Below are 15,320 nucleotides of genomic sequence, written 5' to 3'. Positions count from 1 at the left end.
CCCTGCCACCATGCCACCATGCCGCCAGATAGCAACCCCTCTGGATCGGTGAAGAGTACCCTCCTGTGCACCGGGGAGCGGCCGTTCACCGTGCGGGCACCGTGGCTGCGCGCCGCGCTGGCTCAGAGGCGGTGCCTGCTGCCCCTTGAGCCCCGGGTTTCACAGGTTGTCGGCCCAGGTCGAGCAAGGGCTTGCAATGTGTGTCGTCGTCCGCTGCTGGTACGGTGATTGGCACCAGCGCCAACGCGGCAGGCGCCACCACGGCGGCGGCCACTGCGGTCCCCGCACGCAGCAGCAGCGGGCCAGCCTCCACACCCACGGCAGGGTTGCCGAACGTGCCTTTTACGTACAAGGGAGAGCGTAGCGAGAAGAATTTCCACGCTAGCGACTCTGGCTTGAGGCGCAGGTTCAGCTCTTCCGTGGCCATGTTGATGGTGCCGGTGGCATTCACCACCGCATCGTCGGTGCTCATCTTCACAACGCGGGTGGTCGCAAGGCCATCCGCCACCATGAAGTCTGCCACCGCGCAGCGCAGATGCACTTCCTTGTTTTCGCCAAAGAGCTTGCCCACGATGATGCTGCCCACATTGAGTGCCGCGAGGTCCAGCATCTGCTGGCTCAGCGTGCCATCGCGCACATAAAGGCGAATCTCGCCCGTACCGTGGCCCAGCAGGCCTGCCACGCTGCTGCCTTTGCTCTGCAGGGCAATGGCCCCGTCCATCCGGCCCAGACTTTTCTTCATGAGCTGGACTTTGGGGAACAGGGCAGACAGTTGCAGCCCCTGCACGCTGCCGCGTATCTGGGCCTTGAGGGGGGCAGAGCGTCCATCGATGATGACCTGGGATTCGATTTTCCCGTCTGCCACACCAAACGTCAGAGGGGCCAGCTTAAGCTGCGCATTTTCCATCACTGCCCGCGTAGTCAGATCTTGCAGTGGCAGGCTCTCGGGGCGAATGATGTGGCGGCCCTTGAACACGATGTCCATGTCCATGGCATTCCACCGCTCTGCCGCAAATTGGGAGTCCGGCAGCACCTTGCGACCCTGGCTGCGGCTGCGTGGTGTGTTGCCTGATTGCCGGGTGCCCAGCGTCGGCCCCAGATCTGCTAGGCGCAGCTGATTGGAGGTCATGATGCCGGTGAGCAGGGGTCGCGGTTTGCCGGATGTGTACTTCAGCGATCCCTGCAGGTCACTCTGTCCCACTTTGCCGCGAAAATCGTTGTACTCCCACGCTGCGCGCTCAGGCTCCAGGCTGCCAGTCAGCCGTCCGCGCGTAGCGAACGGCGGGGTGTTGGGCAGCACCAGGCCTGTCAGGTCATACAGGTCGGCCATACTGCCGCCTTTGAGAAACACCTGAAAATCCAGTCCTGAGAGTGCCCTCGGGTTAGTCAGCATCCCTTCGGCCGACAGAGCCACGCTGCCTGCGCTGGCGTCGAACTGCAGGGGGTAGTTCACCACCTTGTCGCGTAGGCTGATGACTTGGCCTGCGCGCCCCCGGCCTTGCACCTGCGCCTTTGCATAGCGGCCCCGGAGCTCGAAATGCAGGCCATAGGCTACGGTTTCTGTGTGGGGTGTGCCGGACTCCGCGTTTGCTGCTGCCCCATCACCAGGGCTGACTGAGGCGTTGGTGGCCTGGTGGGCCGCTTCCGCGGGCGCAGGCGCTGTGGTGTCGATCTGTGCCCGCAGGTCCAGGTCTTTCACGCCGTCGGCGTAGCCCAGAACGCCCTGGTTCACCACCAGGCGGTCCACGTCAAAACTCCAGCTGCTCTTGGGCCCATCCTTGCGTGCAAACGTCCAGTTGTTGGCTCCATCGGCGGTCCGGGCCAGTGCCACGTGGAGGCTGGCGAGTATCGCTGTGTCGATGGAAAGATGTTGCCCCAGCAACGGTAAAAGACGTACGGTGGCGGTGGCGCTACCGACGCGGGCCATGGTGGCTGTGCCGGTGTCACCCGGGGGGGACTGTGTGCGGGTTATGCCTTCAGGTTGTGTTTTGCTGGGAGTGTGCGGGAAAGGCGGCGTGAACCCGGGCGGGTTGTCCATCACCAGACGTTCTGCAGTGATCGTGATACCTGGCACCCATCGTTGCCATTTATCCTCTAGGGGTTGGGGCCAGTGCCATGCCACAGACAGATCACCTTCAATGGCAAAGTGCCGGCCGGTCGCGCTGCTCACCATGTCATTGACCAAGGGCTTTGCACGATTCCAGTCGATCCACGCCGGCAGTGCCCCCAGCACCACCACCAGCAGCGCAGACACCCACATCACAGCGCACAGCGCCCACCGTGCAAAACGCTTGCCAGAACCCCTGGCAGACATTGCAAAGGGGCCGAGGCGTGCATTAGCACCCGGGTTGCCGGCAGAAGGAGTAGCAGGTGTGGGGAGCATGAAGAATGAAATCGCCTGACTGTGTCGCACCGTAAGCTGCTTGCGCAGGGGCGGTTGTGAAAACAGCGCCTGCCTGCCTTTTGTGCGGCCTTGTCGACTCATGCTAGCCGGCATCAGCGCGCTCCGTGGCCGCTTGGGTGCAACTGCCGCCCTTGTCCTACAGGGACAGGATTGCGCGAGCACGTCATAGAATCTGCACGCCATGCACAACCCTCGCCATCCCCATGTATTGCCCGTGCGCGATGGGGTGAGCCCCAGCTGCGTGGTACTGCCAGTGCGAGGGCAGGGCAGCATGCTGGATTTTTTGACAGAGCGGCTGCCGGCCGTGTCCCGTGAAGGGTGGCACGAGCGCATGGAGGCGGGTGTCGTGGTGGATGAACGCGGGCAGGCCGTGTTGCCTGATCGGGCTTTTGAAGGAGGGCTGCGCCTTTACTACTATCGCAGCCTTCCAGCCGAGCCCGCCTTGCCGTTCAGTGAAGCGGTGGTGTATCAGGACGAGCATCTGGTGGTGGCAGATAAGCCGCACTTCATGCCGGTAACGCCCTCAGGCCGGTATCTGCATAACACCTTGCTGGTACGCCTCAAACGCCGGTTGGGGCTGCCCGAGCTTTCGCCATTGCACCGCATTGACCGTGATACGGCTGGGTTGGTGATGCTGTCAGTGCATCAGGCAACGCGCGGGGCGTATCAGGCGCTGTTCCGCGACCGGCAGATCATCAAGCATTACGAGGCCGTTGCACCGTGGCGCGCAGACCTGACCTTCCCGCGTGACCACCGCAGCCGGTTGGAGGAGAGTCCGCAGTTTTTTCGTATGCAGGAGGTGTCGGGCGAGCCCAATAGCTACACCCATATCCAGGTGCTAGAGGTCACAGGCGACTGGGCTCGGTACCTGCTGTCGCCCGTCACTGGCAAGCGCCACCAGTTGCGCGTGCATATGGCGGCCCTGGGGCTGCCACTGCGCAACGACCCTTTTTATCCCGTCGTCAATGACCCGCCCGAAGGCGACTACTCGCGGCCTCTGCAGCTGTTGGCGCGGTCTCTGGAGTTTGTGGATCCCGTCACTGGGGTGCAAAGGGTTTTTGAAAGCAGACAGGCGCTGAGCCTGCCTTGAACACGCTGGGACCTCGACGCAGACCTGCATGACGACTTCTGTGTCTGCAGCAGCGGGTTGTTGTTGTGGTGAATTTTTGCAAGGGTTTTCCCTATGCCTGGAAAGGCCATTGCACTGGTGATGGTTTTGTTTTTGCGCGAGATCGGGTACTTTGGTTCTCCGTATGCACGTCGATGCATAAATTACCAAAAAGCACCAGATGATTCCCTCAAGTTCCCGCCATTCCGTCGCCTTCAAGCTGTCCTTGACGGCTTTGCTCAGCTTGTTGGCGGTTTTGTTGGCCACGATGGGCATCGTCAGTACCCTGCTCTGGCAAGACTTTGGTCGCCTCGCGCGTGGTGATGCCATGCAATACGCCGCCCAAGTACGCACTTTGGTCCAGACCTTTGATGAAACGGCACAAGAGCAGGCCAAGCGCGACTTCACCCTGTTCAAGGCGAATTTCCCAGGTCAATTCACCGTGGCAGAGTTGCCTGGGGCCGATGGAAAGCCCGAGGCTGTGCTGTCTTTCCAGGGGGCCTCCGTCAACGGCGACTTTGAAGTGGTGGACCGATTCTCAAAGGACAGCACGGGTGCCGTGGCCACGATTTTCGCGCGCACCGGCGACGATTTCATTCGTGTGACCACATCCCTCAAAAAGCAGGATGGTGAGCGTGCTTACAAGACCCTGCTGGACCGTAAGCACCCGGCCTATGCCCTCATGAATGAGGGCAAAACCTATATCGGCCGTGCCAGCCTGTTTGGCCGTGAGTACATGACCGTGTATGAGCCCATCCGCGACGGGACTCGCACCATCGGCATCCTGTTCATTGGCTCCGACATGGGTGCCATTCTGGGCAAGCTCGACACCGTGATGGCGGGACAAAAATTGTTTACCTCGGGTGCTGTGTATGCCGTCAATCTCTCATCGGGCCCCGCACGGGGCAGTGTTTTCGGGTTGCCCGGCGCTGGCAAGCCCCTGAAGTTGGATGACAAGGACGACAACGCCAAGGCTTGGCTGGCGTCGTTGGCTGCGGTCCAGTCCTCTGGCGATCTGGAGTCCGGTTGGTCGCCCCGTCGCAGCGGTGAGAGTGATACCGCCACCCGCTACGTGGCGGTTGAGCACTACCAACCCTGGAGCTGGGCCATCGTTGCCGAGGCACCTTTGACAGAGATGATGAGTGAGGCGCGCGGCGTGCTCACCTGGCTTTGGCTGGGTGTGGCGGTGGCACTCGCTTTGCTCACTGTGGTGCTGTTGGTGGCTACGCGCAGACTGGTGGGTGCCCCCGTGCAGCAGCTAAGCACAGCCCTTGGCTATCTGGCGCAGGGGGATCTCACGCACGCGGTGTCCGTCCGCTCGCGCGATGAAATCGGCTCTCTGGCCCAGGCCATGGAAGGCTTTCGCGTCCGGTTGGTGGAAAGTTTGGGCACGGTGCGTACCAGTGCCGACAGCGTATCTGCTGCCAGTACGGAGATTGCACAGGGTAACCAGGACCTGTCGGGGCGTACCGAAAGTCAAGCCAGTGCGTTGGAGCAGACGGCGGCCAGCATGGAGCAACTGGGCGCCACCATACGCCACAACGCCGACAGCGCAAGCCAAGCCAACCAACTGGCCGTGGGGGCCAGCCGGGTTGCCCAGCAGGGTGGTGAGGTGGTGTCCAAAGTGGTCCGCACGATGCAGGACATCAACAACAGCAGCCAGAGGATCGCCGACATCATTGGTGTGATCGACGGCATTGCCTTTCAGACCAACATCCTGGCGCTCAACGCGGCGGTCGAGGCAGCACGCGCGGGTGAACAAGGTCGCGGCTTCGCGGTAGTGGCTGCCGAGGTGCGCAACCTGGCCCAGCGCACGGCAGCCGAAGCCAAGGCCATCAAGGAGCTGATTGGCGCCAGCAGCGCCATGGTGCAACAGGGCTCGGTGCTGGCGGATCAGGCGGGCACCACGATGCAGGAAGTCGTCAGCTCTATCCAGCGCGTGGCCGACATGGTCTCTGAAATCAGCGCGGCCACTAACGAGCAGACCGCCGGAGTTGGCCAGGTGGGTGAGGCTGTCACACAGCTCGACCAGACCACGCAGCAGAATGCGGCGCTGGTGGAGGAAATGGCTGCGGCTGCCAGCAGCCTGCGCACGCAGGCGCAGCAGATGGTTGAGGCCATTGCGCGGTTCAACCTGAGCCAGGATGCAACAACGGCGCGTATGCATGTGTCCGCACCGGACCGTGCCGTGCCAAAGCTCGGCGGCTAGAGAGCCCTCGACAGAAAGACGTCAGCCCATGAAAAAACCTGCCAGGCATTGCTGCCTGGCAGGTTTTATTGATTTGGAGCGGGTGAAGGGAATCGAACCCTCGTATGAAGCTTGGGAAGCTGCCGTTCTACCATTGAACTACACCCGCGACGCTCCGGATTATAGGCAGCATCCGCCAGCTGTCTGGCAAGCGCTTTGTGCAAGCGTGCAAAACGCATATCCATAGCCGAACATGTTGGTTGGGTGTGATCGCGTCGGGCTCTAAATTCCTTCCACCTGCTGCACCGCGCAGGCACTTCAAAGAAAAGGAAAGGATGCCAATGACAACCCAACGCACTCTCTCATCGCAATGGTTTGGACGCCGCTGGATGCGCGCCTCCTTGGCATCCTGCATGGCGTTGTTCGGTGGAACTTTGCTCGCTGCCACACCCATCCCCGCAGGCCCTCTGGTCACCACCGAATGGCTGGCGCAGAACCTGGACAACCAGCAGGTGCGCATTGTGGAGGTGAGCGTGAACCCCGGCCTGTACGAGCGCGGCCATGTGCCGGGTGCGGTCAACTTCTCGTGGCACCAGGACCTGAACGACCGGGTGCGCCGTGACATCGTGAGCAAGGAGGCGTTTGAGTCCCTGTTGTCCAAGGCGGGTGTGTCGCAAGACACCACGGTGGTGCTGTACGGCGACACCAACAACTGGTTTGCTGCCTGGGGCGCGTGGGTGTTTGACATCTATGGTGTCAAGAACGTGAAGCTGCTCGACGGCGGCCGCAAGAAGTGGGAGGCGGAGAACCAGCCGCTGAACAACCGCGTGCCCGAGTTTGCAACCACCAGCTACCGGGTGGCCAAGATGAACACCGACCTGCGGGCCCGCCTGTCCGATGCATTGGCTACGGCAGAGGGCAAGAGCAATGCAAAGCTGGTGGACATTCGGTCGGCCGACGAATACGCGGGCAAGATTTTTGCCCCGGCCGGTGTGCCCGAGCTGAGCATCCGTGCCGGCCACATCCCCGGCGCGGCCAACGTGCCCTGGGGCCAGGCGGTCAAGGAGGATGGCACCTTCAAATCCGCCGAGGACCTCAAAAAGCTCTACGCCAGCGCGGGCGTGGATGGCAGCAAGCCCATCATCACCTACTGCCGCATTGGCGAACGCTCCAGCCACACCTGGTTTGCGCTGTCCAAGATCCTGGGCTACAGCGTCAAGAACTATGACGGTTCGTGGACGGAATACGGCAATGCGGTGGGCGTGCCCATCACCAACCCGGCGGGCACCATCTGGGCCGCGAAGTGAATGGGCTGACCGACAGAACCTTTTGGGAAGAAGGTGCAATGCAAAACAAAGAGATCTTTTGAGTTTTGGTAGGGGGTCTCCTTTACAGCCCGCCTGGTGCGGGCTTTTTTTATGGGTGCGGTGCAATGACATACAAGATCAATTTCTCTGGCGCAGGAGCCCTGGCGTCGCTTGCAGCGCTGGCGGCATTGGGTTGGGCGGCCCAGGCGGTTCAGGGCTTGCCAGGCGGGCGCACGCTCGTTTTTGCTTTGATCACGGGCGCGGTGCTGGGGCTCGTGTTGCAGCGCTCGCGCTTTTGCTTTTACTGCCACGCGCGCGACTGGTTTGAAGACCGCAATCCGCGCGGGCTGCTGGCCATCGTGCTGGCGCTGGCGGTGGGGGTGGTGGGCTACACCGTGGTGCTGGGTAGCTGGTTGCCCGTGCCCCAGCCGGGCAAGCTGCCGCCCGACATGCACATCGGCCCCGTGAGCTGGGTGCTGGTAGCGGCTGGGCTGTCGTTTGGTACCGGCATGGTGGTGTCGGGCTCGTGCATCAGCGCGCACTGGTACCGGCTGGCCGAAGCGGCCACGGTATCGCCGTTCGCGCTGGCCGGGTCGGCACTGGGCTTCATCCTGGGTTTCAAGACCTGGAACCCCTTATACAGCCAGAGTGTGGCCGATGCGCCCGTGGTGTGGCTGCCTGCCCACCAGGGGTATGGCGGCGCCTTGCTGGCGCAACTGGGCGGGTTGGCCCTGGTGGCTGCCTGGCTTTGGCGGGGCTTTGCGCAGGAGGCCGCCGCATCATCAGCGCCGGGTGCAGTCCCTGTCGTACCAGGACTGCGTGCCGTGTGGCGCAACCTGTGGACCGGACGCTGGCACTACTGGGTAGGCGGGTTGGTCGTGGGTCTGATTGGCGCATTTGCCATCGTGCGCATGCGACCCCTGGGCGTGACAGCCACGCTGGGCAGCGCCGCACGCCAGTGGGCACAGGGGCAGGGCTGGATTCCAGACCGGCTCGATGGGCTCGATGGATTTGCGGGTTGCGCTACCGTGCCGCAGGCCACCTGGTTTACCCCCAATGCCATGCTGTTGGTGGGCCTGGTGGCGGGAGCGTTCGTGGCAGCTACAGCCAGCCGCCAGTTTGTGCCGCGCTGGCCTACGTGGCGCGATGCTGTACGGGGCCTGTCGGGTGGCGTGTTCCTGGGCTGGGGGGCGATGACCGGGCTGGGCTGCACCGTTGGCACGCTGCTGTCCGGCGGCATGGCGGGCGCGCTGTCGGGTTGGGTGTTTGGGCTGTCCGTATTTTTTGCGGTGTGGGCCGGTCTGCAGATCAAGCGGCTGTGGCTGAGCGGAGGGCTGCAACAACGCTGAGTCCACCCGTCAGTCCTATCCGATACACTGCGGGCCGCATGGACGCGCACATGAAACCGATGACTCTGACGGCTTGGCTCTGGCGGGCGGTGCTGGCCGCAGGTGTGGCTGGCTGCGCCTACACACCCCCCGCGCCGTTCGTTGTTGTTGGCAACGGGAAGTCGGTATCCATCAACTGGGAAAATTCAACGCTGGGCCCTGACGGAGCCTTCAATGCGGCCGAAAAACATTGCGCACGATATGGCCTGGGGGCAGAACTGTCGGCCCAGGTCAGTCGCTTTGAGGTGATCTACCGCTGCGTGTAAGCCCCTCGCTGCAGACGCGCAAGAGACTTGGGGCGCCAAAGCGCGCAGGGACGCAATGCACCTGCGCTTTCAGACATTTTGGGCTCGAAGCGCTAGAAATATCTGCCTGTAAAGCTATAAAAATTATAGCTATTCACCGGCAGAGCGAAGCGGCAGCCCCCTGGCATCCGCTCACTGGCCGCTCTGGATGTCGCCCAGGCACAGGTATTTGATCTCCACATAGTCGTCCATGCCGTAGTGCGAGCCCTCGCGGCCCAGGCCCGACTGCTTGACGCCGCCAAAGGGTACGTGCTCTGTGGCCAGAATGCCCACGTTGGCACCAACCATGCCGTATTCCAGCGCCTCGGTCACGCGGAAGATGCGACCCACGTCGCGGCTGTAGAAGTAGCTGGCCAGGCCGAACTCGGTGTTGTTGGCTGCGTCGATGGCTTCCTGCTCGGTCTTGAACTTGAACACGGGCGCAAACGGGCCAAAGGTTTCTTCGCGGGCACACAGCATGTCGGCCGACGCATTGGCCACCACCGTGGGCTCGAAGAACTGCCCGGAGCCCAGACTCTTGAGCCGCTGGCCGCCAGCCACCACCTGGCCGCCCTTCGCCAGCGCGTCGTCCACGTGGCGCTGCACCTTGGCCAGCGCGGCTTCCTCGATCAGCGGGCCCTGGTTCACACCGGCTTCAAAGCCATTGCCCACCTTGGCCGTCTTGACCTTGGCGGCGAACTTGGCCACGAACTCGTCGTACACGCCTTCCTGCACATAAAAGCGGTTGGTGCAGACGCAGGTCTGGCCCGCGTTGCGGTATTTGCTGGCGAATGCGCCTTCCACGGCGCTGTCGATGTCGGCATCGTCAAACACCAGGAAGGGCGCATTGCCACCCAGCTCCAGCGACATCTTCTTGACCGTGGGGGCGGACTGCGCCATCAGGATGCGGCCCACTTCGGTGCTGCCGGTGAAGCTGATGTGGCGCACCACGTCGCTCGCGCACAGCACCTTGCCGATGGCAATGGAGTTGTCGCTGTCGGCGGGCAGGATGTTGAACACGCCGGCAGGGATGCCCGCACGCAGGGCCAGCTCTGCGGCGGCCAGGGCGGTGAGCGGCGTCAGCTCGGCCGGCTTGATGACCACGGGGCAGCCCGCAGCCAGCGCAGGCGCGACCTTGCGGGTGATCATGGCCAGCGGGAAGTTCCATGGCGTGATGGCCGCGCACACGCCGATGGGTTGCTTGAGCACCAGCAGGCGGCGGTTGTTGTCAAACTGGGGCAGGGTCTCGCCGTTGATGCGCTTGGCCTCTTCGGCAAACCATTCCACAAAGCTCGCTCCGTAGGCGACTTCGCCCTTGGCTTCTGGCAGGGGCTTGCCCTGTTCGGCGGTCATGATGCGGCCCAGGTCGTCCTGGTTGGCCATGAGCAGGTCAAACCACTTGCGCAGGATGATGCTGCGCTCCTTGGCGGTCTTGGTTTTCCAGGGGCCCCAGGCGGCGTTGGCGGCGGCAATGGCGGCCTCGGCATCCTGCGGGCCCAGATTGGCCACGTCGGCCAGCTTCAGGCCCGTGGCTGGGTCGTTCACGTCAAAGCGGCTGCTGCCCGCCACCCATTGGCCGTTGATGAGGCCGTCAGTCTTGAGCAGCGTGGGGTCGTTGAGCAAAGCGAGGGGGGAAGTCTTCATGTCCATGGGGGTCTCCGGATGCAGGTGAAATAAGGGCAGAAAGAGGGCGAATTCAGTGCCAAAGTGCGGGCAGTGCGGCGCGTGGATGCGGGGCGACGAACAGGCTATCACGGGCAGTACGGGCGAGTGTCGCCTGCGTTGCAGGGGCCTTGGGCAACTGAAAAATACTAACCAGCTCGGCCAGACGCGCTGCCTGGCCTTGCAGGCTCTGGGTGGCGGCTGTGCCTTGTTCCGCCAGGGCCGCGTTTTGCAGGGTGGTTTCGTCCAACCGTGCCATGGTGCCGCTGATCTCGCGGATGCCTTCGTACTGGCGCGTCATCGCGTGGTGCATGTCGCCGATCATGGCGCTGATGTCGTGCACCTGCGAGACGATGGCGTGCACCGAAGCCCCTGCCTGCTGCACATGCTGGTGGCCTTGTGCCACCTTGTCCACGTTCTGGTGGATGAGCCGCTTGATCTCCCGGGCTGCCTCGGCGCTGCGCTGGGCCAGAGAGCGCACTTCGGTGGCCACCACCGCAAAGCCCCGGCCTTGCTCGCCAGCACGCGCCGCTTCCACGGCAGCGTTCAGCGCGAGGATGTTGGTCTGGAACGCAATGCCGTCAATCACTGCCGTGATGTCGCTGATGGTCTTGGACGAAGTGGAGATGTCCTCCATGGTGGCCACCATCTGCTGCACGGCATGTCCGCTGTCTGCCGCTGCGCCAGAGGCTCCGTCTGCGAGGCGGTGAGCTTGCTCTGCCTTGACTGTGCTGTCCCGCACCGAATCGGTCAAGACCGCTACGGCAGCGGCGGTCTGCTGCAGATGGCTGGCCTGCTCTTCCGTGCGCTGGCTCAGGTGGAGGTTGCCGGTGGCCAACTCTGCCGAGCCGGTGGCGATGCTCTCGCTGCTGTTGCGCACATCGCCGACCAGGGCCGCCAGGTGGCCGCGCATGGTGTCCATGGCCGCCATGACACTGCCCGGCAGGGGGGGCGCCGACCCGGCCGAAGTTGCCGCGCTCAGGTCGCCCTGGGCGATGACCAGCGCCATGTGCGCCACATCAACCGGCTCGCCCCCCAATTGCCGCGTGATGGAGCGGATGACCATCGCGGCCAGGCCCGTGCCCAGCAGCAGCGCCAAGGTGCAGCTGCCCGCGAGCAGGGCCATGGAGAACACATAGGTGGCCCGACCTTTGGCCGCCAACGCATTCGCTGCGTCGGTGGTGAACTGCCATTGCTGTTCCACCGCCGCTGCACTGGCCGCAAACAACCGCTGCGACCGGCCGGTGAACAGACGCCGCGCTTCTTCTGCCCGGGCGGGGTCTGAGAGCGACTCCCGCGATACGGCACGCAGCTTGTCCCAGTAGCCCATGGCCGTTTGCGTCACGTCGGTCACCGCCATCCACAAGGCACGGTCTTCCTCACCCGTCAGGCGCTTCTCGTGTTCAGCGAGACTGCTGCGCAGCTGGGCATGGGCTTCGTCAATGCCCTTTTCCAGAAGGTCCATCTCGGCGGCGGAGACGGTCATGAGGTGTTGTGCCTGCAATATCCGGATGGCGGCCAGCTTTTCCTGCCAGGACTTGACGGCCTGCAGCGATGGCGTGGTGTTGCGTGTGTAGTGGTCCAGCGTTTCATGGAGCACCCGGATGCGCTGCGCTGCCACCAGGCCCACACCCGCCAGCAGGGCCAGCAGCAAGCCCAGCGTGCACATCAGGCGCACCCAGACCTTCATGGCGGCGATCGATTGCAATGTTTTGCGGATCATGGTGCGCTTACTGCCCAGCGGCGCTCTACCGACGCACCGTGCGTGCGCCAGAAACTGGCGTCAAAAGCCAGCGATCTGCGCAGGTTGGAGGGGGCGGAGGGCAGGTCGCTGGGGGCCATCGACAGGTCGACCAACGGGGTGTGCGTTGACCCACCTCCTACCGGCTCTGCAGACCGGGGGCGATTTTCTTCATAGCGCAGGATGGCCCCCATGTGGGTGGGGCCGTAGGGAATTGCCTTAGAGAAAGCGAGCTGCGCAGCCTCCGAGGTGGCAAAGCGAATGAAGTCCAGCGCCATCGCCTGCCGTGGCGTGCCCCGCACAATGGCCCAGTAGTCCATCTCGTAGATCGCATCCATCCAGACGATGGACAGGCGCGAGGACTGGGTGGCTGCATTGGCTGCAGCCACGCGGCCATTGAAGGCCGTTGTCATGCCGACCGTGCCGTCGAGCAGGTTCTGCGGCCCTTGTGCACCCGACTCCCACCACACGATGTGGGGCTTGAGCTGTTCCAGCTTCTTGAGTGCGCGTGCCAAGCCGGCTTCACTGTTCAGTTGGGCGTAGACATCGCGGCGGTGCACGCCGTCGGCCAGCAGTGCGATCTCCAGGTTGTAGCGCAGGCCTTTGCGCATGCCGCGCTTGCCGGGAAAGCGTTTGGTGTCCCAGAAGTCGGCCCAGCTCCTGGGCGCGTCCTTGCCAAACCGCTGGCTGTCGAAGGCCAGCACCGTAGACCACACGAAGGCCCCGAGTCCGCAGTCTTGCACCGTACCGGGCAGCAGCATGCTGGCGTGGGGCACGCTCGTGCGGTCAATGCGCTCGAAGTGTCCTGCGGCGCAGCCATTTGCCAGGTCGGCGGATTCCACCTCCACCACATCCCATTCAGGCTTGCCGCGCTGGATCATGGCGCCCACCTGGGCCAGGTCGCCCGTGTATTCAACGCCTTGCACCTTGGCACCCTTGGCGTTGGGGGTGGCTTCAAAAGGCGCATAGAAGGCCAATTGTTGGGCTTTGGCATTGGCGCCGCCAAAATTGGCCACCGTCAGCGTCTGACTGAGCGCGGGGCTCACGGCCAAGGCCAGGCCACACGACACCCCAAGGGCGTGCTTCACAAAAGCGTGGCGCATGCTCAGCCCCTGCGCGTGCGCAACCACTCCAGCGCCAGCAAGAGGCTGGTGGTGAAGAGGATGAGCAGTGTGGCCACGGCGGCAATGGTGGGCGAAATGTTCTCGCGGATGCCATTGAACATCTGGCGCGGCAGCGTGGACTGGTCGGCCCCGGCCAGGAAGAGGGTGACCACCACTTCGTCAAAGGAGGTGGCAAACGCAAACAGCGCGCCGGAGATCACGCCCGGCGCAATCACCGGCAGCGTCACGCGGAAGAAGGTGTTGAGCGGTGTCTCACCCAGGCTCAGCGAGGCGCGCACCAGGTTGTGGTTGAAGCCCGCCAGCGTGGCCAGCACGGTGGTCAGCACAAAGGGTGCGCCCAGGGCTGCGTGCACGATGATGAGGCCGAAGTAGCTGTCGGCCAGGCCCAGCGGCGCGAAGTACAGGTAGGTGGCCACGCCCACCACGATGATGGGCACCACCATGGGGGCAATCAGGATGGCCATGAGCAGTCCCTTGAACCGGAAGTCCGCCCGCGACAGGCCCACGGCGGCCAGGGTGCCCAGCACAGTGGCAATCAGCGTGGCTGCAGGCGCCACGATGAAGCTGTTGCGCGTGGCACGGGCCCATTCGGCCGACTCGAACAGGTTGCGGTACCACTTGAGCGACCAGCCGTGGATGGGGTAGGCGAGGAACGAGCTTTCGGAGAACGACAGCGGCACCATCACCAGGATGGGGGCCAGCAGGAACACCAGCACGGACACGCACAGCGCGCGCACGGCCCACCAGCCGAGCTTGTCGGCCAACGTGGCGTACAGGGGGAATTGGGGCAGGCGAAACATGGGCAGCGACTTTCAGCTTTGGAGGGAGTGATCAGCCCAGACTCAATTCGGCTTTGCCAATGCGCCGGTACACGCCATACAGCAGCAGCGTGGCAGCCAGCAGCAGGGCACCCAGCGCGCAGGCCATGCCCCAGTTCACTTCCACATTGGTGTAGCGGGCGATGTAGTAGCTCAGCATCTGGTCATCGGCCCCGCCCAGCAGCGCGGGCGTGACGTAGTAGCCAATGGCCAGGATGAACACCAGCAGGGCACCCGCGCCAATGCCGGGGTAGGTTTGCGGCACATACACCCGAAAGAACGCGGCAATGGGCGAGCTGCCCAGCGACACCGCCGCACGCAAGTAGGTGGGCGGCACGCTCTTCATCACGCTGTATAGCGGCAGGATCATGAACGGCAGCAGGATGTGCACCATGGCAATCACCACGCCCGTGCGGTTGAACAGCAGCGCCAGCGGCTGTTCGATCAGGCCCAGGCCCATCAGGCCCCGGTTGACCAGGCCTTCGGATTGCAGCAGCACGATCCAAGCGGCCACACGCACCAGGATCGAGGTCCAGAAAGGCACCAACACCAGGATCATCAGCACGTTGGCCGAACGCGCAGGCAATGAGGCCAGCCACCAGGCCAGCGGGTAGCCCACCAGCAGGCACACCAGTGTGACCACCAGGCTGATGTGGAACGTGCGCAGCAGGATGCCGCCAAAGGCGCGCTGCTCCTCGGGCATGCGCTCGACTTGGCCCAGTGCATCGCGCTGCAGGTCCACCGATGCAAGCAGGTAGTCGGGCGTCCAGCGGGCGCCGTTCTTGGCTATGGCGCGCCAGAAGGGTGCCTCGCCCCAGCGGGGGTCGGCGCCCAGCAGGCGCTCCCTGATGGCGTCGGCAGAACCTTCAAAAGGCAGGTCGCGGTAGGCCCCCATCACCATGGAGCGTGCGCCCGGCACCTCGGAGTTGAGCCGGCGCGCCAGGGCGCCAGCGTCCGAACGGTCGGGCAGGCGGGCGAGATCGCCCACCAGCGCGGCATAGGCCGCCGCCGGTGGTGCGTCGCGCCGGTCCCAGCCGTCCAGGGCACGCATGGTGCCGGGCAGCGCGTTGGCCACTTCGGGGTTCTCCACCGCGCGCTGCAGCAGCGCGGCAATGGGCACCAGCAGCGTGAGCAGCAGAAACACCAGCAAGGGCAGCGTGAGGCTGAACGCCCGCCATTTGCGCCGCACTTCGGCGCGGGCCAGGGCTTTGCGCAGCGCGCCGGGGGCGTGGCTGTCCTGTGCGCGGTGCGGGGCCATATCAGGGGCGTTCATGGCGATCACGCCGGAGTGGGCTT

Annotated in this window: 11 protein-coding genes and 1 tRNA gene; 5 read left to right on the top strand and 7 right to left on the bottom strand. The window is 63.9% G+C overall.

Going from position 1 to position 15,320, the window contains the following annotated elements; translation table 11 throughout:
• Positions 1–85: 85 nt before the first annotated feature.
• Positions 86–2,260: an AsmA family protein gene (locus IB236_RS16315; RefSeq protein WP_225581212.1), complete on the bottom strand. Its 2,175-nt coding sequence runs from the start codon at positions 2,258–2,260 to the stop codon at positions 86–88.
• 325 nt (positions 2,261–2,585) lie between these two features.
• On the opposite strand from IB236_RS16315, the gene IB236_RS16310 reads away from it, so the two are divergent.
• Positions 2,586–3,494, top strand: coding sequence for a pseudouridine synthase (locus tag IB236_RS16310; RefSeq protein WP_192421467.1), 909 nt, complete (start codon positions 2,586–2,588; stop codon positions 3,492–3,494).
• A 286-nt stretch (positions 3,495–3,780) separates the two neighbouring features.
• Positions 3,781–5,721 (top strand): Cache 3/Cache 2 fusion domain-containing protein, encoded by a 1,941-nt coding sequence (locus tag IB236_RS16305; RefSeq protein WP_304503419.1) that lies wholly within the window; start codon positions 3,781–3,783, stop codon positions 5,719–5,721.
• 74 nt (positions 5,722–5,795) lie between these two features.
• Here the strand turns inward: IB236_RS16305 and IB236_RS16300 are convergent.
• Positions 5,796–5,869, bottom strand: a tRNA-Gly gene (locus tag IB236_RS16300).
• Positions 5,870–6,113: 244 nt separating this feature from the next.
• Here IB236_RS16300 and IB236_RS16295 point away from each other — a divergent pair.
• From IB236_RS16295 to IB236_RS16285, 3 genes are all read left to right on the top strand, one after another.
• Positions 6,114–7,007, top strand: coding sequence for a sulfurtransferase (locus IB236_RS16295; RefSeq protein WP_225581211.1), 894 nt, complete (start codon positions 6,114–6,116; stop codon positions 7,005–7,007).
• Positions 7,008–7,132: 125 nt separating this feature from the next.
• The gene (locus IB236_RS16290) at positions 7,133–8,356 is read left to right on the top strand and encodes a YeeE/YedE family protein (protein ID WP_192421465.1); all 1,224 of its coding nucleotides are present in this window, start codon (positions 7,133–7,135) and stop codon (positions 8,354–8,356) included.
• Positions 8,357–8,406: 50 nt separating this feature from the next.
• The gene (locus IB236_RS16285) at positions 8,407–8,661 is read left to right on the top strand and encodes a hypothetical protein (RefSeq protein WP_192421464.1); all 255 of its coding nucleotides are present in this window, start codon (positions 8,407–8,409) and stop codon (positions 8,659–8,661) included.
• A 171-nt stretch (positions 8,662–8,832) separates the two neighbouring features.
• Here IB236_RS16285 and IB236_RS16280 read toward each other — a convergent pair whose 3' ends face one another.
• From IB236_RS16280 to IB236_RS16260, 5 genes are read right to left on the bottom strand one after another with little or no spacing between them, the layout of a single operon-like run.
• Entirely contained in the window at positions 8,833–10,329 is a 1,497-nt protein-coding gene (locus IB236_RS16280) for an NAD-dependent succinate-semialdehyde dehydrogenase (protein ID WP_304503418.1), read from the bottom strand.
• 46 nt (positions 10,330–10,375) lie between these two features.
• The gene (locus IB236_RS16275) at positions 10,376–12,064 is read right to left on the bottom strand and encodes a methyl-accepting chemotaxis protein (RefSeq protein ID WP_192421463.1); all 1,689 of its coding nucleotides are present in this window, start codon (positions 12,062–12,064) and stop codon (positions 10,376–10,378) included.
• On the bottom strand, positions 12,061–13,185 hold the full coding sequence (locus IB236_RS16270) for an ABC transporter substrate-binding protein (RefSeq protein WP_225581194.1): 1,125 nt from the start codon (positions 13,183–13,185) through the stop codon (positions 12,061–12,063). Before IB236_RS16270 ends, IB236_RS16275 begins: the two co-directional genes overlap by 4 nt.
• Before the next feature lie 2 nt (positions 13,186–13,187).
• Positions 13,188–14,006: an ABC transporter permease gene (locus IB236_RS16265; protein WP_116749982.1), complete on the bottom strand. Its 819-nt coding sequence runs from the start codon at positions 14,004–14,006 to the stop codon at positions 13,188–13,190.
• Positions 14,007–14,037: 31 nt separating this feature from the next.
• The gene (locus tag IB236_RS16260) at positions 14,038–15,282 is read right to left on the bottom strand and encodes an ABC transporter permease (RefSeq protein ID WP_116750417.1); all 1,245 of its coding nucleotides are present in this window, start codon (positions 15,280–15,282) and stop codon (positions 14,038–14,040) included.
• Between the last annotated feature and the right edge of the window lie 38 nt (positions 15,283–15,320).

The sequence above is a fragment of the Acidovorax sp. ACV02 genome, assembly GCF_014851475.1.
Lineage (GTDB): Bacteria > Pseudomonadota > Gammaproteobacteria > Burkholderiales > Burkholderiaceae_C > Acidovorax > Acidovorax delafieldii.
Note: the sequence above shows the minus strand (reverse complement) of the source record. Positions and strands in the feature narration are given on the sequence as shown.